We start from the raw sequence: 15,946 nt of genomic DNA on the forward strand, positions 1-15,946 counted from the left end.
TTCCCGCCGTGGGAATCGTCGTTCAGAAGTACGGTGGCAGCTCGGTCGCGGATGCTGCAGGCATCAAGCGTGTGGCTCAGCGAGTGGTCGCGACCAAAGAGCAGGGCCACGACGTCGTCGTGGCCGTGTCCGCCATGGGCGACACCACCGATGAGCTGATCGACCTGGCCAACAAGGTCTCGCCCGACGCGACCGCGCACGCGCGTGAGTTCGACATGCTGCTCACCTCCGGCGAGCGCCAGTCGATGGCGCTGCTCGCGATGGCGATCAACGACGTCGCGAACGAGCGCGGCCTGGCGTACGAGGCTCGGTCGTTCACCGGGTCGCAGGCGGGCTTGATCACCGACGCGCAGCACGGGCGCGCCAAGATCCTCAGCATCACGCCCGAGCGGATCCAGGCGGCGCTGGCGGACGGTGCGATCGCGATCGTGGCCGGCTTCCAGGGCGTCTCCAAGGAGACCAAGGACATCACCACGCTGGGCCGGGGTGGCACCGACACCACCGCGGTGGCGCTGGCGGTGGCGCTGGACGCCGACGTCTGCGAGATCTACACCGACGTCGACGGTGTCTTCACCGCCGACCCGCGGATCGTCCCGACCGCCCGCAAGCTGAGCTCGGTCGCCTTCGAGGAGATGCTCGAGCTGGCGGCCTCCGGCGCGAAGGTGCTCCACCTGCGCTCGGTGGAGTTCGCCCGGCGTCACAGCCTCCCGATCCACGTACGCTCCTCCTTCTCCACCCTCAACGGCACCGTGGTCAAGGGCAGCATCGACGCGGTCTCGCCGCACGGCGATCTCCAGCCTGGCGAGGACGGCGGCATGGAGGCGCCGATCGTGGCTGCCATCGCCTACGACAGCAGCCAGGCGAAGATCACCGTGGTCAACGCTCCCGACCAGGTCGGTGCGGCCGCCAAGGTCTTCGAGATCATCGCCGGCGTCGGGATCAACGTCGACATGGTGGTGCAGGACTCCTCGGCGGCCCGCGCCGGACGCACCGACATCACCTTCACATTGCCCCGCAACGACGTCGAGCGTGCCAAGAAGGCGCTCGACCTGGCGCGCGCCGAGCTCGGCTTCGAGGACGTCGACGCCAAGGAGATGGTGGGCAAGGTCTCGTTGATCGGTGCGGGGCTGCGCACGCAGCCGAAGAAGATCGCCGACTTCTTCTCCGCCATCGCGCAGGCCGGCGTCAACATCCAGATGATCTCCACCTCCGAGGTCCGGGTCTCGGTCGTCGTCGACGACGACGAGGTCCAGCGGGCCTGGGAGGCCGCGGCCGCGCGGTTCAATGACGTCGCGGTCGAGAAGGTCTCCTACGGCGCGGACACCAACGGGGACACCCCGGAGATCGTCGGCGTGGCCCACGATCGTGGCGAAGCCAAGATCACCATCGCCGGCGTCAGCGACGAGCCCGGCAAGGCCGCCCGCATCTTCGACACCATCGCCGACAACGGCATCAACATCGACATGATCGTGCAGAACGTGTCGGCGAAGGAGACGGGGCGCACGGACATCTCGTTCACGCTGCCCCGCGCGGACGTCAAGAAGGCTCGTGCCGCCCTCGGCGACATCCAGGCCGAGGTCGACTTCTCCGACCCGGTCACCGACGAGCAGGTCGGCAAGCTCTCCATCGTCGGTGCCGGGATGCGTACGCATCCGGGGATCACCGCGAAGTTCTTCGCCGCGCTCGCCGCCGAGGGAGTCCTGATCAGGATGGTGTCGACCTCGGAGATCCGCGTCTCGGTGCTCGTCGGCGCCGACGACCTCGACCGCGCAGTGCGCGCCACACACAGAGCATTCGGCCTCGACAGCGACGTTGAGGCCATCGTCTACGGAGGGACCGGCCGATGAGCATCAACTTGGGAATCGTGGGAGCGACCGGACAGGTGGGCGTCGCCGTGCGCCAGATCCTGCTCGAGCGCGGCTTCCCGCTCGGCGAGGTCCGTTTCTTCGCCTCGGCGCGCTCGGCGGGTAAGACCATCGAGTTCGGTGACCGCTCGGTCGTCGTCGAGGACGCCGCCACCGCTGACCCGTCGGGTCTCGACATCGCGATCTTCTCCGCGGGAGGCGCCACCTCGAAGGCGCTGGCGCCGAAGTTCGCCGAGGCCGGCGTGATCGTCATCGACAACTCCTCGGCCTGGCGCAAGGACCCGGCGATCCCGCTGGTCGTCTCCGAGGTCAACCCCTCGGCGATGGCCGGCGTCATCGAGGCCCGCCAGGGCATCATCGCCAACCCCAACTGCACCACGATGGCCGCGATGCCGGCCCTCAAGGCGCTCCACGACGAAGCCGGCCTCGAGCGGCTCGTCGTATCGACCTACCAGGCGGTCTCGGGCTCGGGCGTCGCCGGCGTGGAAGAGCTGGTCAGCGAGGTCGCCGCTGCCGGCGACAAGGCCCGTGAGCTCGCCTACGACGGGTCCGCGATCGCCTTCCCGGAGCCGGACAAGTACGTCGAGACCATCGCCTACAACGTCCTTCCCTACGCCGGTTCGCTGGTCGACGACGGGCTCAACGAGACCGACGAGGAGCAGAAGCTCCGCAACGAGTCCCGCAAGATCCTCGATCTGCCTGACCTGCGGGTCTCCGGCATCTGCGTCCGGGTCCCGGTCGTCACCGGCCACTCGCTCGCGATCAACGCCGAGTTCTCCTCGCCGCTGACCCCCGAGCGCGCCACCGAGGTCCTGTCGAACGCCCCGGGCGTCGAGCTCCGCGACGTACCCACGCCGCTGTACGCAGCCGGCAAGGACCCCTCCTACGTCGGTCGCATCCGCCAGGACGAGGGCGTCCCGGACAACCGCGGCCTCGCGCTGTTCATCTCCAACGACAACCTCCGCAAGGGCGCTGCGCTCAACACGGTCCAGCTCGCCGAGCTGGTAGCCACCGCCCTCTGACGAGACGTCACCCCCGTCGGTCGAGACGTCACTTAGGTCGGTCGAGATGGCACTCCGGTGCCATCTCGGCCGACGCGAGTGACGCGTCGGCCGACGGGGGTGACGTCTCGACGGGAGCCTGTCAGTCGATGTAGTTGGTCGTGACCCAGTAGGCGAGCGCGTACGCGGCGGCGGTGAGGATCACGGCGACGATCACACCCCAGGCTTGGGCGAAGACGTCGGTGAGGAAGAGCATCGAGAGTACGGCGACGAGGGCTGAACCCAGGAAGCTGATCGTGAACGGCGAGCGGGCGCTGGCCAGGCGGAGGAGGTAGCCGCCGACCAGGACCGCGAGGACGAACACGGCGATGAGGACGATCGCGCCCATGTCGCCGAGCGACGAGGTGCCGCGCGTCCACTGGCTCACGGTGCCGCTGAACCAGACGGCCAGGGCCATGAACGCCCCCACGATGGCGCCGATCATGACCGCCGCGGACAGGCCCGACGGGGTGCCGATATTGATCCGCCGCTGGCTCGGGTCCTTGGGCTGCTTGGGTGCCTTCGCGGACTTGGTCGGCTTCTCCGCCTTCTGCTTCTCCGCCTTCTGCTTCGGCGCCTTCTGCTTCGGCGCAGGCGGCTCGGGAGCGATGACGGGTGGCGTCGTCTTCTCCAGCACCTGGGTCATCTCCGCGGAAGCCTTCTCGGGCTTGGTGCTCGCCGGCTCCGTGCCCCCACGCTTCTTCTTGAAGCCGAACGACGGCGCGGCGAGCTTGTCGGTGGGGTCGTTGCTCATGAGGGGCAGTTTCGCATGTCGAGCGTCACATTTGAACTCAGGCGCGGGTCAGACGGATGACCGGGATCTCGCGGTCGGTCTTCTTCTCGTAGCTCCCGAAGTTCGCGGCGGACGAGACGATCGTGGCCCAGGCCTGCGCCCGTTCCTCACCGTTGAGCTGCTCTGCCACCACCGGAATGGTCTCGCCGCCCAGCTCGATCGTGACGCGGTCGGGGTTGGCTGCGAGGTTGTAGTACCACGCAGGGTTCTTCGCGGCGCCGCCGGCGGAGGCGACCACCAGCCAGGTGCCGTCATCCCCGGGAAACCAGGCCAGAGGCGAGGATCGGGGTTCGCCGCTCTTCTTGCCGATCGTCGTGAGCACGAGCAGGCGCATCCCGGCCGTCGTGGAGTCGCTCTTGCGGGCACGGCGCATCATCAGCTTGTTGCCCAGCTTCAGGAGCGGGTTGGCCGTGGGCTGCCTGGCGCCGCGGGTGCCGTTGCGGGTGTCGAAGCTCATGGCGTCGACCCTACTGTGCTGGAAAACGGGATCAGGCCCGGAGATCTTGCGATCTCCGAGCCTGAACTCGATGTCGGGTTGACAGGATTTGAACCTGCGGCCCCCTCGTCCCGAACGAGGTGCGCTACCAAGCTGCGCTACAACCCGAATGCTGCACCGATCAACGGTCCAACGAGGAATGAGCATAGCCCAGAGACTGCCTCGAACCGTAATCGGCCCCTACCGGCGAGACGCCCCTCGCGGAGTGAGCGTCAGGAGGGTGGCCTCGGGACGGCAGGCGATGCGGATCCGGGTGTAGGGGGAGGTGCCGAGACCGGCCGAGACGTGCAGCCAGGCCTGCCGCCCACCGCAGGTGTGGGTGTGCAGCCCGCGCGCCCGCTCGGGGTCGATATCGCAGTTGGTGGCCAGAGCGCGCCCGCCGGGCAGACAGATCTGGCCGCCGTGGGTGTGACCGGCCAGGATCGCGTCGTAGCCGTCGGCGGTGAACTGGTCCAGTACCCTGAGATAGGGAGCGTGCGCCACCCCGAGACGTACGTCCGCGGCCGGGTCGGCGGGGCCGGCGACCGAGGACAGGTCGTCGAGGCCGAGGTGAGGGTCGTCGACGCCGGCGAAGGCGAGCTCGATGCCCTTGACGGTCAGCGACGAGCGTGTGTTGGTGAGGTCGAGCCAGCCCGACTTGGTGAAGGAGGCCGACAGGTCGCGCCAGGGGAGCTCCGGGACGTTCGTCTGCCGCTTGCCGTTGTCCGGCAGCAGGTAGCCGAACGGGTTGCGCAGGCGCGGCTCGTAGTAGTCGTTGGAGCCGTGCACGAAGACTCCCGGCACGTCGAGCAGCGTGCCGAGGGCGTTGACGATCGCCGGGACCGCCCGCTGGTGGGCGAGATTGTCTCCGGTGTCGACGACCAGGTCCGGCTTCAGCGACGCCAGCGAGGCGATCCAGTCGAGCTTCTTGTGCTGCGAGGGGACCACGTGCATGTCGGAGAGATGCAGCACGCGGAGCGGGTCCGCGCCTTCGGGGAGCACCGGCAGCCCCACGTGGCGCAGGGTGTATTGACGGGCCTCCCACAGGGCGTACGCCGTCATGGCCGCGCCGGTGGCGAGCCCGGTCCCGAGAGTTGCGCCGATTGCTGTGGCGAGCCGCATGGCTCAACCCTGCCACAATGGCCCCATGAGCACTCTGAAGGATCGCCTGAGGACTGACCTGACCTCCGCGATGAAGGCCCGTGACAAGGACCGCGCCGGGACGCTGCGCATGGTCATGGCCTCGATCACCGAGGCCGAGGTCGCCGGCAAGGAGGCCAAGGAGCTCACCGACGACGAGATCATCACGATCCTCACCCGCGAGGCCAAGAAGCGCCGCGAGGCAGCCACCGCCTTCGCCGACGGCGGTCGCCCCGAGCAGGCCGAGAAGGAGACCGCGGAGGCCGCGGTGATCACCGAATACCTGCCCGCTCAGCTCAGCGCCGAGGAGATCTCCGACCTGGTCAGCAAGGCCATCGCGCAGTCCGGTGCCGCCGAGCTCGGGATGAAGGGCATGGGCAAGGTGATGGGCATCCTGACCCCGCAGACCAAGGGCAAGGCCGACGGTGGTGCCGTGGCCGCGGAGGTGCGCAAGCAGCTCGCCTGAACGGCATCAGAGAACGACTGTGGCCCCCACCGGATCGGTGGGGGCCACAGTCGTCGGGAGTGCCGGCCGTCAGCCGGTCGGCCACTCCCAGCCGAAGTCGGGCTGGTCCGGAGAGGCCCTCGGCTTCTGGTTCCCGCCGTCGGAGGGCGGCGGCGACTCCTCGGGCTGCTTGTTCTTCTTCGGCTCGGGCTTCGGCTCCGGGCCGAGAGAGGTGTAGATCGTGATCGGGGATCCCTCGGCGGCGTCGCCGGACGGGGTGGTGAAGGCCACCAGCCCCTTGTCGTACTCGGAGTAGGCCTCCGGGCCGACCTGGACCTGGAAGCCTGCGCTTCGCAGCACCTTCGTCGCCTTCTCGACGGTCATGCCGCCGACCCAGGGGACGTCGACCGTGTTGCCGGCAATCACCTTGGGATCGACCTCGTGGAAGTCCACCCACTTGAGGTACTTGTCGATGACCTGCATCGCATCGCCCCACATCGGGGCAGCCTGGCCGGAACCAGAAGCGGAGCCGATGTAGGAGCCTCCGACGACCTGACCGTTGAGGCTCTTCCAGGTGCCGTCGTAGTTCGCTCCGGCGATCATGGCGGCGGTGGCGAGCTTCGGGGTGTACCCCATGAACCAGACTGCCCGGTTGCCGTTGATCGTTCCGGTCTTGCCGGCGGCGGGTACGGAGAGCGCTTCGTTGCTCGCGAACCCACCTTCCAGGAGCCCTCTCAGGATGTCGTTGACCGCATCGGCGGTGCCGTTGGCCATCACCTGCTGACACTTGGGCTTGTAGCTCTTGATCAGCTTGTCGTTGGCGTCGAGGATCTCGTTCACCGGGATCGAGTCGCAGTGCTTGCCGCGGGCGCCGAAGGTGGCGTACGCCTCCGCCATCTCCAGCGGGCTCACGCTGGTGACCCCGAGGGTGAAGGAAGGCACTCGCTCGTCCTTGGGATCGGTCAGCTGGATGCCCATCTTCTGGGCCATCTTGTAGGGGGCACAGAGGCCGGTGATCTGCTCCAGCTGCGCGTAGAAAGTGTTCACCGATTCGCGAGTGCCGGTGTAGGCGTCCTTCGAACCACTCGTCGTCGAGTTGCCGACGGGCCAGGAGCCGACGCGGTTGCCGTCTCCGGGGCATCCGGCGAACGACGACTCCTGGAGGACTATGTTCTCCGGGGAGTTGATCTTCTGCTTGAGCGGAAAGCCCTGCTCGATCGCTGCCGTGAGCACGAACGGCTTGAAGGTCGATCCGGCCTGGAACCCGGCGGAGTCGCCGTACTGCGTCGGCACCATGTAGTTCAGGTAGGACTGGCCCTTCTTCCGCTTGTCACCCATCGGGCGCGACTGGGCGAGCCCGCGCACCCGGCCGGTGCCCGGCTCGACCATCGCCAGCGCGCCGATCGCGTCGTCGGTGGCGTACACGTGGTCCTCGACGGACGCCTGCGCGGCGTCCTGGAAACGCTGGTCGAGGGTCGTCTTGATGGTCAGCCCACCCGACCGCAGCAGCGCCATCCGGTCTGCCTCGGTCTCACCGAAGGCCGGGTCCTTGACCAGCCAGTTGAGCACGTAGTCGCAGAAGAACTCCGCGGACGAGCCGAGGCAACCGTTGCGCTGCTTCTGGACGTTCAGGCCGAGGCCGGCGTCCTTCATCTTCTCCGCCTCGGGACGGGAGACGACCTTGAGCGCGGCCATCCGGTCGATGACCACGTTGCGGCGGGCGATGGTGGCGTCGGGGTAGTTGGTCGGGTCGTAGCCGGTGGGGTTCTTCACCATCCCGGCCAGCATCGCCGACTGCTGCCAGTTGAGCTCGGAGGCGTTGACGTTGAAGTAGTGCTTGGCGGCGGCCTGGACGCCGTAGGCGCCGTCGCCGAAGTAGGCCGCGTTGAGGTAGCGCTCCAGGATCCAGTCCTTGGAGTGCTTCTCCTCCAGCGCGATCGCGTAGCGCAGCTCGCGGATCTTGCGTGCCGTCGACTTCTCGATCGCCGCCTTGCGCTCGGCCTCGGTCTTCGCGGAGTAGACCAGGGTCGTCTTCACCAGCTGCTGGGTGATCGAGGAACCACCCTGCACCGAGTCGCTGGCCTGGTTGGTGATCAGCGCGCGCAGCGTGCCCTTGAGGTCCATCGCGCCGTGCTGGTAGAAGCGGTAGTCCTCGATCGCCAGGAGCGCCTTCGACATGTTGGGCGAGATCTGGTCGAGCGCGCGGTAGACCCGGTTCTGGTCGTAGAGCGTCGTGATCAGGTTGCCCTTGCGGTCGACGATCTTGGTCGTCTGGGACATGTCGTCGACCTCGAACTCCTGCGGCAGCGAGTCCATCTGCTCGGCCGTCTCCTTGGCCGCGATCCCGGCCACGCCGGCGAAGGGGATGGCCAGACCTGCGGCGACGACCCCGAGGACGGCTGCCACTCCGCACATGACGGCAAGATGCTTGAGCACGGTCTGCGGGCGCAGCGACGGCGAGGACATGCTGGTCATCGTAGGTGATCCCGACCAACAGCACATGATTCGCAATCGGCGCCGGGCTGGAGGCCGAAAAGGCGTCCTGGGACCCCTCCTAGTCATTTCGGACTACGTACTTTGGGTCAGAAGGGTGTGTCACTCGACAGGTTCAGGTCCTTAACCTTTAGTCCGCACGGGCGCCCACGCCGTCAACTGGGGAGGGCGAAGCGCTCCGACGAAGGGATGGCACACAATGTGGGTTGATGAATGGTCGCTGCAGGCCGCTTGTCGTGAGAACGAGCCCGACGAGCTCTTCGTACGTGGAGCCGAGCAGAACAAGGCCAAGATGGTCTGCTCCGGCTGCGTCGTCCGGACCGAGTGTCTGGCCGAGGCGCTCGACAACCAGATCGAGTGGGGCGTCTGGGGCGGGATGACCGAGCGTGAGCGTCGCGCGCTGCTCCGCCGCAGCCCGAACGCGTCGTGGCGTGCGGTGCTCGAGGCCGCGCGCACCCGTGCTTCGGTGGAGTGACCACTCGTCCCCTACTCGAGTGGATCGCTGACTGATCTTGTGCGAGCCAGGACGTACGTGACGTACGTCCTGGCTCGACCCATTTCCGGGTGCTCAGCCCTGGGCCAGCAGCCGGCCGATCTCGCGGAGCCCGTCGAGATCGTGTACGTCACCGGGCAGCGCCGGCACCACGGCGGTCGGAACCTGGGGATGGGCGACGGCGAAGCGCTCGCGCAGCTGGTCCTGGCGCTCGACCAGGAGCGCGCGGTCGGCGTGGAGCCGCAGCAGCCCGGCGGTGAGCGGCGCGTCGGGGAGACGCTCCGAGGCGGCGCCGGCCGCGGCGGCGGTGAGCGAGGCGTCGTCGGGAAGGGTGGCCCGGTTGACGACCAGCCCCTGGAGCGGCATCCGGTCACCGGAGAGGCGCTCGACGAAGTAGGCGGCCTCCCGAAGCGCATCGGGCTCGGGGGCCGCGATGACGAGGAAGGCGGTCTCGTCGGCCTGGAGCAGTGCGTACGTCTCCTGAGCCCGCTGCCGGAAGCCACCGAAGATGGTGTCGAGCGCGGTGACGAAGGTCTGCAGGTCGGTGAGCATCTGCCCGCCGAGCACCTTCTTGAGCGCGTTGGTCACGATGTTGATCCCGGCCGACATCAGCCGGACCGGTCCCTTGGCGGGTGCCAGCATCAGGCGTAGGAAGCGGCCGTCGAGGAAGCTGGAGAGCCGCTCGGGAGCGTCCAGGAAGTCGAGGGCGCTGCGGCTCGGGGGCGTGTCGACGACGATCAGGTCGTAGTCGCCGTTGCCGCCGTTGTGGGCGAAGGCGTCGCGGTAGAGCTGGCCGAGCTTCTCCATCGCCATGTATTCCTGCGTGCCCGCGAAGCTGGAGCTCAGCGCGATGTAGAACTGGTTGTTGAGGATCTGCTGCGCCTTCTCGGGGCTGGCCTGGGACTCGACCACCTCGTCGAAGGTGCGCTTCATGTCGAGCATCATCGCGTCGAGCCGGCCCGGGCCGACCCCGGGAACGGGGCGAGGTGTGTTGTCGAGCTGGGCGATGCCCATCGACTGGGCGAGCCGTCGGGCGGGATCGATGGTCAGCACAACCACCTTGCGACCCCGCTCGGCCGCGCGCAGCGCGAGCGCTGCCGCCGTGGTCGTCTTGCCCACCCCACCGCTGCCGCAGCAGACGATGATGTGGGTGTCGAGGTCATCCAGCAGCCGGTCGACCTCGAGGGTCAGGGTGCGGTCGGCGTGGGCGGCCAGCGGGCCGACGCGTGGACGTGACGTCATGCGAGCCCCTGGTCCTTCAGCTCCGCGGCGAGCTCGTAGAGCCCACCGATGTCGATGCCACCGGCGAGCCGGTTGAGCTCGTAGGTCGGAACCCCGAGACCGGCGACGAGGTCACGCTGGGCGTCCTCGAGCGATCGGCGCTCGGCGTACTCCTTCGCCTCGGCGGTCAGGGTCGCGATCAGCGCGGGGTCGGGTTCGACGCCGGCGCGCTTGAGGTCCTCGGCGATCGTCTCGTCGTCGAGCGAGCCGTTGAGGGCGGCGGCGAGGGACTCGTCGGGGAGGTCACGTGGGCGGACCTGGTTGATGATGACGCCGCCGACCGGAAGCCCGGCGGAGCGCAGCTCGCTGATGCCGTCGGCGGTCTCCTGGACGGGCATCTCCTCGAGCAGCGTGACCAGATGGACCGCGGTGCGCCGGGAGCGGAACAAGGTCATCATCGTGTCCGCCTGGTTCTTGATCGGGCCGACCTTGGCCAGGCCCGCGACCGACTCGGACACGTTCAGGAAGGTCGTGATCCGGCCGGTCGGGGGAGCGTCGAGAACGACGGCGTCGTAGGTCCGCGCGCCCTTGTTGCGGCTGTTGCGCTGGACGGCCTCGAAGAGCTTGCCGGTCAGCAGGACGTCCCTGACCCCGGGCGCGATCGTGGTCGCGAACTCGATCACGCCGAAGCGGTCGAGGGCGCGGCCGGCCGGGCCGAGCTTGTAGTACATCTTCAGGTATTCGAGGAGGGCTTCCTCGGGGGCGATGTGCAGGGCGTAGACGTTGCCCGGCTCGGCGTCGGCACCGGAGCGCGACCGCATCCGCAGCCCGGTCGCGATCCGCGTCTCGGCGTACGGCAGCGGGTCGACGTCGAACATCCGCGCCACTCCCTGCCGGCCCTCGACCTCGCAGAGCAGGACGTTCTTCCCGTGGGACGCCAGCCCGAGCGCCAGGGCAGCAGCCACCGTCGACTTACCCGTGCCGCCCTTGCCGGTCACCACATGCAGCTGCACGTGGGGCCAGTCGGAACTCATGAGAGTGACCTTATCCGGGACGTGGCGTCAGGGGGTGATGTTGAGGTTCTCGACGATCTTGGTGCCGAGGGTGGTGTCGCCGCTGATCCTCACCTTGGCGGGGTCGGCGGAGGCGCGGCCACCGGTGAGGAGGACGTACGTCTCCCGGTCGGTGGTGAGGGTGACGGTGGGATCGGTGACCGGGTCGGTGAGCAGGACTCCCCGGCCCGCCTCGGTGACGGTGAAGGCGTACGGGGCGTGGCCCTCGACCTCCACGACGACCGTGGTGCCGGCAGCGCAGCCGGCCTTCTTGGCGAGCACGAATCCGACGCCTTCGAGGAGGTAGTCGGCGGTGTGGACGGCGCCGGCGGTGTCGAGGTTTCCGGGGCGTCCGGTCGCGCGACGGATGTCCTGCTCGTGGAGCCAGATGTCGAACGGCCGGTTGCGGAGCAGCTTGTCGATGCCCCACCCCATCGCACCGAAGAGGCCGGGCGTCGGCGCCGCGGGGTCCTCGGGTGGGGAGGCGAGCAGCTCGTCGTGGCGTACGGAGGTGTAGCGGCGGATCTCGTCGATGATGCTCGCCGGTGGGACGTCGCGGCGAGTGAGCACGCCGACCTCGTTGAACTGGCCCATCGGTGACTTGCTTCGGGTGGCCTCGGGGAGAGGTGCGTCCTCGCGGGGTGCGCCGCCAGTGAGGCCCTCCATGTGAGCGACGTGGGAGGCGATCGCGCGTACGTCCCAGCCGGGGAGGTCGGTGGCCAGGTCCCAGTCGGACTCGGACAGCTCCTCCAGGAGCGTCAGGAGGTCCTGGACGGAAGACCACCAGGTGTCGACGTACGTCTTCAGCTGCTCTGCGGAAGTCACGGACCTGACGATAGCGGGCAGGAGTCCAAGGTTGGAAGGTCAAACCATGTCGTCGGGAAACCGGTCCGCGGGTCCGCGAAGTAGGGTGCCGCTATGACCAAGTGGGAGTACCAGGTAGCGCCGATCCTCAATCACGCCGCGGCGCAGATCCTCAACAACTTCGGTGCCGACGGGTGGGAGCTCGTCTCCATCCTCGACAACGGCACCGGCAACTACGTCGGCTTCTTCAAGCGGGCGGTCTCGGAGTGAGCGAGCGTCAGCGAGTGAACCATCAGTGCAACACGCCGTCGCGCCCGTATTCTGGCGCTTGCGCTACGGGGGTGGCGGCGTGAGCGCGCCCGAGGAGGTCCTCGCCGAGCTCGGGCTGAGCGTGCCGGAGGTGGTGCCGCCGGTGGCGGCCTACATTCCGGCGGTGCGCTCGGGCAACCATGTGTTCACCTCGGGCCAGCTCCCGATGAAGGAGGGCGCCCTGCTCTCCGTCGGCAAGGTCGGTGGCGACGTGTCGGCCGAGGACGGCTACGCGGCCGCGCAGCAGTGCGCGCTCAACGCCCTGGCCGCGGTCAAGGCCGAGATCGGTGACCTCTCGCAGGTCAAGCGGGTCGTGAAGGTGCTGTGCTTCGTCGCCTCCACGCCCGACTTCACCGGCCAGCCGAGTGTCGCCAACGGCGCCTCCGAGCTGCTCGGGAAGGTCTTCGGCGACGCCGGCCGGCACGCGCGCTCGGCCGTCGGCGTGCCCGTTCTGCCGCTCGACGCTCCTGTCGAGGTGGAGATTGTCGTCGAGATCTGAGCCTCGGCTGAGCCTCGGTCTGAGGCTCGGATGGGGTAGGGCGCGGACGTGAGCGTCGCTACAGTGACGAGCGTGCGTATCCCGATCCCTCCTGTTCGGCTTGGTGACGACATCGTGGCCTTGGCCGGGGAGTACGCCGAGGGCGTACGCACCCCGGTCGAGCCGCGTGACGCGGCGACGGTCCTGCTGCTGCGGCCAGGCTCGGGTGCTGGCCCCGAGGTGTATCTGCTCCGTCGGCAGCTGACGATGGGCTTCGCCGCCGGGATGGCCGTCTTCCCCGGCGGTGGGGTGGACGTACGCGACGCCGAGCTGCCCGACGCCTGCTGGGCCGGGCCGTCCCCCGCTGAGTGGGCGCGCCGGCTCGGGGTCGACGAGTCCCGGGCGCGGGCGCTGGTCGCCGCGGCGGTGCGGGAGACGTTCGAGGAGTGCGGGGTCCTGCTCGCGGGCGTGTCGGCCGATGCTGTCGTCGACGACGTCTCGGGCTCGGAGTGGGAGGCGGATCGGGTCGCCCTGGAGTCGCGCTCGCTGTCGTTGACCGAGCTGCTGACCCGGCGCGGGCTGGTGCTGCGTACGGATCTGCTGGGGCCGTGGGCCGCGTGGACGACGCCGGTCTTCGAGCCGAAGCGCTTCGCGACCTGGTTCTTCGTCGCGCGGCTGCCCGAGGGGCAGGTGACCCGCGACGTGTCGAGCGAGTCCTCCTCGGTGCACTGGCTCGCCGCCGCCGAGGCGGTCGACCAGGTCGAGGCCGGCGAGCTGGCGATGATGCCGCCGACCTATCTCAACTGTCTGGAGGTCGCCTCGATCGGGGCCGTCGACGACGTGGTCGCCGCGGCTGCGGAGCGCGAGCTGACCATGTTCACGCCAGCCGTCACCGAGGTCGACGGCGGCCACGCGCTGTCGATGATGCCGCTGCACGCCTCGCTCGTCGCGGGAAGGGGACGCTCGTGACCGAGTCCTGGTCGGGCGGGGTCTTCGGCGAACGAGGACAGTGCATCCTCGCGCCCAACCCCGGGATCATGTCGCTCGACGGCACCAACACCTGGGTCCTGCGCGAGCCCGGAGCGCGCCGGTCGGTCGTGATCGACCCCGGACCTCTCGACGAGGGGCATCTCGACGCTGTCGCCGAGGCGGCCGGCGAGGTGGCGACGGTGCTGCTCACCCACCATCACTACGACCACTCCGAGGCGGCACGGGCCTTTGCCGAGCGGGTCGGGGCCGGCGTACGCGCTCTTGATCCTGAATACCGGCTCGGGACCGAGGGGCTCGGCGACGGCGACGTCATCGAGGTCGACGGTCTGGAGATCCGTGTCGTCGGGACCCCCGGGCACACCTCGGACTCGCTGTCCTTCTGGCTGCCGGGGGATGGGGCCGTGCTGACGGGCGACACCGTCCTCGGGCGAGGGACGACCGTGGTCGCCCATCCCGACGGCGAGCTGGGTGCCTATCTCGACTCGCTCGACCGGCTCCACGCGCTCGCCTCCGAGCACGGCGTCGGCAGCGTCTGGCCCGGCCACGGCCCAGTCATCGGCAATGCTCTCGGCGCGCTCGACTACTACATCGCCCACCGGCGTGAGCGCCTCGGGCAGGTCGAGGACGCCGTGGCTGGGCTCGGCGTCACTCCGGCCGACGCGGACCCACGGGCGGTCGTCGAGATCGTGTACGCCGACGTCGACCAGGTCCTCTGGGGTGCCGCCGAGCTCTCGGTGCGAGCGCAATTGGCTTACCTCGCCGAGCGCTGAGGCCTACTGTTCGGCTCATGGCGATCCTGTCCGGAGTCGAGCTCCTGCTTCCCGACCCGCCCGCGTGGCGGGCCTGGCTGGAGGAGCGCCATGCCGACACGTCCGCGGTCTGGCTCGTGCTGACCAAGAAGGGCGGCACGCTGACCACGTTGACCTGGCAGACCGCCCTTGATGAAGCGCTCTGCTTCGGCTGGATCGACGGCCAGGCCCGGCGACGCGACGAGCAGTCGTCGTTCCAGCGGTTCACCCCGCGCGGACCGAAGAGCCGCTGGTCGCTGCGGAACGTCGAGCACATCGACCGGCTCGAGACCGAGGGCCGGATGACCACCGCCGGGCGGGCCGCTGTGGAGGCGGCGAAGGCGGATGGGCGGTGGGAGGCGGCGTACGCGGGTCCGGCCACCGCCGAGACCCCGCCTGACCTTCTGGCCGCGATCGCTGCGGTGCCCGAGGCGCAGGCGATGTACGACGTCCTCACCTCCCAGAACCGCTACGCCCTCTATCACCGCATCACCTCGCTGAAGACCGAGGCCGCTCGGGCGCGCAGGGTCGAGGAGTACGTCGCCATGCTCGCCCGTCACGAGACGATCCATCCACAGAAGCGCCGGCCTCGATAGCGCCGCTCACGTGCGCGCTCAGCTGGCCTTCCTCGCCGGACGGAGCTGACGCCGGCGTAGTGCGAGTGGGGTGAGGACCAGGGCGAATAGGCCCGCGATGAGGAGGCCGGTCATCGGCAGGCCAAGCCCGCTCGACCGCTCAGGCCAGGTCGGGTCAGGTCGGGTCAGGTCGGGTCAGGTCGGGTGACGGTCGGGCCTGGGCTCAATTGGTTCGATCAGCCGGTAGGCGATCGTCGCGCCCTCCGCGATCGGCCGGTGCATCACGACGAGGCTCGACGGTATGTCGTCGGTGGGCCGGTACCGGTCGAAGGAGGTGAGGTTGTCGTCGATCTCCTGCCATAGGATCGGGTCCGCGCCGATCCAGCCGACGAGCCGCGGATACCCGGTCGCATCGGTCTTCAGACCGGGTGAGGTCCCATCCACCGGCAGCACCTCGGTTCCGAAAGGCTGCTTGATGACCTACAGCTCTGTGCCTCGGAAGGCCAAGCCTGTGTATCCCCGCTGACGACCGGGGTGAGCGGGCGGCTCTCGGGCTCCGACCGGTCTGGGCCTCGGTGAGGTCTTCGAAGTAGCGCAGCACCAGGATCGTGCGTTGTTTCAGCGTCAGCTGTGCAAGGGCCTGTTCCAGGCTGAGCCGGAGATCTCGGTCGCCGGTCTCGGGCGCTGACGTGGTGGCCTCGTGCGCATCCAGCGGGGTCTCCGCGAAACGACGGCGGCGCCACCAGGAGATGTTCTGGGTGTAGAGGATCCGCCGGACGTACGGCTCGGGGTGGCCTTCGATGCGATGCCAGGCCTTGGCCGCGGACAGGAGCGCCTGCTGGAGGAGGTCCTCGGCGAGGTGGGCGTCACCGGTCAGCAGGTACGCCGTGCGGGAGAGCGCATGGGTGCGGGAGCGTACGAACTCGTCGGACTCCGCCTCACCCGAATCTGATCCGAAAAGCATCTCGGCCTCCTTTCACCTGCT

17 protein-coding genes, 1 tRNA gene and 2 pseudogenes are annotated in these 15,946 nt (G+C 68.8%); 10 read left to right on the forward strand and 10 right to left on the reverse strand.

Going from position 1 to position 15,946, the window contains the following annotated elements:
• Positions 1–8: 8 nt before the first annotated feature.
• The 3 genes and pseudogenes from ACIA03_RS14345 to ACIA03_RS14355 form a co-directional block, all read left to right on the forward strand.
• Positions 9–1,361 (forward strand): annotated as a pseudogene (locus tag ACIA03_RS14345) (aspartate kinase); the annotation flags it as partial.
• Complete coding sequence (locus ACIA03_RS14350; RefSeq protein WP_396983878.1) at positions 1,353–1,847, forward strand: ACT domain-containing protein; 495 nt, start codon at positions 1,353–1,355, stop codon at positions 1,845–1,847. The pseudogene ACIA03_RS14345 and the gene ACIA03_RS14350, both read left to right, overlap by 9 nt.
• Complete coding sequence (locus ACIA03_RS14355; RefSeq protein ID WP_396983481.1) at positions 1,844–2,887, forward strand: aspartate-semialdehyde dehydrogenase; 1,044 nt, start codon at positions 1,844–1,846, stop codon at positions 2,885–2,887. Before ACIA03_RS14350 ends, ACIA03_RS14355 begins: the two co-directional genes overlap by 4 nt.
• Before the next feature lie 121 nt (positions 2,888–3,008).
• Here the strand turns inward: ACIA03_RS14355 and ACIA03_RS14360 are convergent, their stop codons facing one another.
• The 4 genes from ACIA03_RS14360 to ACIA03_RS14375 form a co-directional block, all read right to left on the reverse strand.
• Positions 3,009–3,659: a hypothetical protein gene (locus ACIA03_RS14360; protein WP_396983483.1), complete on the reverse strand. Its 651-nt coding sequence runs from the start codon at positions 3,657–3,659 to the stop codon at positions 3,009–3,011.
• 37 nt (positions 3,660–3,696) lie between these two features.
• Complete coding sequence (locus ACIA03_RS14365; protein ID WP_396983485.1) at positions 3,697–4,155, reverse strand: nitroreductase/quinone reductase family protein; 459 nt, start codon at positions 4,153–4,155, stop codon at positions 3,697–3,699.
• A 73-nt stretch (positions 4,156–4,228) separates the two neighbouring features.
• A tRNA-Pro gene (locus ACIA03_RS14370) sits at positions 4,229–4,302 on the reverse strand.
• 72 nt (positions 4,303–4,374) lie between these two features.
• The gene (locus tag ACIA03_RS14375) at positions 4,375–5,295 is read right to left on the reverse strand and encodes a metallophosphoesterase (RefSeq protein WP_396983487.1); all 921 of its coding nucleotides are present in this window, start codon (positions 5,293–5,295) and stop codon (positions 4,375–4,377) included.
• A 25-nt stretch (positions 5,296–5,320) separates the two neighbouring features.
• Between ACIA03_RS14375 and ACIA03_RS14380 the strand changes: the two genes are divergently transcribed.
• Positions 5,321–5,779 carry a GatB/YqeY domain-containing protein gene (locus ACIA03_RS14380; RefSeq protein WP_396983489.1) on the forward strand — a complete coding sequence of 153 codons (459 nt, stop codon included), beginning with the start codon at positions 5,321–5,323 and terminating at the stop codon, positions 5,777–5,779.
• A 69-nt stretch (positions 5,780–5,848) separates the two neighbouring features.
• Here ACIA03_RS14380 and ACIA03_RS14385 read toward each other — a convergent pair whose 3' ends face one another.
• A complete protein-coding gene (locus tag ACIA03_RS14385) occupies positions 5,849–8,224 on the reverse strand; it encodes a transglycosylase domain-containing protein (RefSeq protein WP_396983491.1) in 2,376 nt (791 codons plus the stop codon).
• A gap of 226 nt (positions 8,225–8,450) precedes the next feature.
• On the opposite strand from ACIA03_RS14385, the gene ACIA03_RS14390 reads away from it, so the two are divergent.
• A complete protein-coding gene (locus ACIA03_RS14390) occupies positions 8,451–8,726 on the forward strand; it encodes a WhiB family transcriptional regulator (RefSeq protein ID WP_045548985.1) in 276 nt (91 codons plus the stop codon).
• 93 nt (positions 8,727–8,819) lie between these two features.
• On the opposite strand, the gene ACIA03_RS14395 is transcribed toward ACIA03_RS14390, so the two are convergent.
• From ACIA03_RS14395 to ACIA03_RS14405, 3 genes are read right to left on the reverse strand one after another with little or no spacing between them, the layout of a single operon-like run.
• On the reverse strand, positions 8,820–9,986 hold the full coding sequence (locus ACIA03_RS14395) for an ArsA family ATPase (RefSeq protein WP_396983495.1): 1,167 nt from the start codon (positions 9,984–9,986) through the stop codon (positions 8,820–8,822).
• Positions 9,983–10,999: an ArsA-related P-loop ATPase gene (locus ACIA03_RS14400; RefSeq protein WP_396983497.1), complete on the reverse strand. Its 1,017-nt coding sequence runs from the start codon at positions 10,997–10,999 to the stop codon at positions 9,983–9,985. The genes ACIA03_RS14395 and ACIA03_RS14400 overlap by 4 nt, the downstream gene beginning before the upstream one ends.
• A gap of 27 nt (positions 11,000–11,026) precedes the next feature.
• Entirely contained in the window at positions 11,027–11,842 is an 816-nt protein-coding gene (locus ACIA03_RS14405; protein WP_396983498.1) for a maleylpyruvate isomerase family mycothiol-dependent enzyme, read from the reverse strand.
• A gap of 93 nt (positions 11,843–11,935) precedes the next feature.
• On the opposite strand from ACIA03_RS14405, the gene ACIA03_RS14410 reads away from it, so the two are divergent.
• The 5 genes from ACIA03_RS14410 to ACIA03_RS14430 all read left to right on the forward strand — a co-directional run bounded on the left by ACIA03_RS14410 (position 11,936) and on the right by ACIA03_RS14430 (position 14,982).
• Positions 11,936–12,091 (forward strand): DUF4177 domain-containing protein, encoded by a 156-nt coding sequence (locus tag ACIA03_RS14410; RefSeq protein ID WP_141791386.1) that lies wholly within the window; start codon positions 11,936–11,938, stop codon positions 12,089–12,091.
• A 79-nt stretch (positions 12,092–12,170) separates the two neighbouring features.
• Complete coding sequence (locus ACIA03_RS14415) at positions 12,171–12,629, forward strand: RidA family protein (RefSeq protein ID WP_396983501.1); 459 nt, start codon at positions 12,171–12,173, stop codon at positions 12,627–12,629.
• Positions 12,630–12,701: 72 nt separating this feature from the next.
• Positions 12,702–13,577, forward strand: a complete 876-nt coding sequence (locus tag ACIA03_RS14420) for an NUDIX hydrolase (RefSeq protein WP_396983503.1) — start codon at positions 12,702–12,704, stop codon at positions 13,575–13,577.
• Positions 13,574–14,368, forward strand: coding sequence for an MBL fold metallo-hydrolase (locus ACIA03_RS14425; RefSeq protein WP_396983505.1), 795 nt, complete (start codon positions 13,574–13,576; stop codon positions 14,366–14,368). Before ACIA03_RS14420 ends, ACIA03_RS14425 begins: the two co-directional genes overlap by 4 nt.
• A 17-nt stretch (positions 14,369–14,385) precedes the next feature.
• Positions 14,386–14,982 carry a YdeI family protein gene (locus tag ACIA03_RS14430; RefSeq protein ID WP_396983507.1) on the forward strand — a complete coding sequence of 199 codons (597 nt, stop codon included), beginning with the start codon at positions 14,386–14,388 and terminating at the stop codon, positions 14,980–14,982.
• Between the two features lie 174 nt (positions 14,983–15,156).
• Here the strand turns inward: ACIA03_RS14430 and ACIA03_RS14435 are convergent, their stop codons facing one another.
• The gene (locus ACIA03_RS14435) at positions 15,157–15,405 is read right to left on the reverse strand and encodes a hypothetical protein (RefSeq protein WP_396983886.1); all 249 of its coding nucleotides are present in this window, start codon (positions 15,403–15,405) and stop codon (positions 15,157–15,159) included.
• Between the two features lie 130 nt (positions 15,406–15,535).
• Positions 15,536–15,925 (reverse strand): annotated as a pseudogene (locus ACIA03_RS14440) (sigma factor); the annotation flags it as partial.
• Between the last annotated feature and the right edge of the window lie 21 nt (positions 15,926–15,946).

The organism is Nocardioides sp. NPDC051685 (assembly GCF_044453405.1).
Lineage (GTDB): Bacteria > Actinomycetota > Actinomycetes > Propionibacteriales > Nocardioidaceae > Nocardioides.

Bases quoted from the DNA above. Each gene is read 5' to 3' on its own strand.
- ACIA03_RS14355 (WP_396983481.1), top strand. From the start codon at position 1,844: ATGAGCATCAACTTGGGAATCGTGGGAGCGACCGGACAGGTGGGCGTC.
- ACIA03_RS14360 (WP_396983483.1), bottom strand. From the start codon at position 3,659: ATGAGCAACGACCCCACCGACAAGCTCGCCGCGCCGTCGTTCGGCTTC.
- ACIA03_RS14365 (WP_396983485.1), bottom strand. From the start codon at position 4,155: ATGAGCTTCGACACCCGCAACGGCACCCGCGGCGCCAGGCAGCCCACG.
- ACIA03_RS14375 (WP_396983487.1), bottom strand. From the start codon at position 5,295: ATGCGGCTCGCCACAGCAATCGGCGCAACTCTCGGGACCGGGCTCGCC.
- ACIA03_RS14380 (WP_396983489.1), top strand. From the start codon at position 5,321: ATGAGCACTCTGAAGGATCGCCTGAGGACTGACCTGACCTCCGCGATG.
- ACIA03_RS14385 (WP_396983491.1), bottom strand. From the start codon at position 8,224: ATGTCCTCGCCGTCGCTGCGCCCGCAGACCGTGCTCAAGCATCTTGCC.
- ACIA03_RS14390 (WP_045548985.1), top strand. From the start codon at position 8,451: ATGTGGGTTGATGAATGGTCGCTGCAGGCCGCTTGTCGTGAGAACGAG.
- ACIA03_RS14395 (WP_396983495.1), bottom strand. From the start codon at position 9,986: ATGACGTCACGTCCACGCGTCGGCCCGCTGGCCGCCCACGCCGACCGC.
- ACIA03_RS14400 (WP_396983497.1), bottom strand. From the start codon at position 10,999: ATGAGTTCCGACTGGCCCCACGTGCAGCTGCATGTGGTGACCGGCAAG.
- ACIA03_RS14410 (WP_141791386.1), top strand. From the start codon at position 11,936: ATGACCAAGTGGGAGTACCAGGTAGCGCCGATCCTCAATCACGCCGCG.
- ACIA03_RS14430 (WP_396983507.1), top strand. From the start codon at position 14,386: ATGGCGATCCTGTCCGGAGTCGAGCTCCTGCTTCCCGACCCGCCCGCG.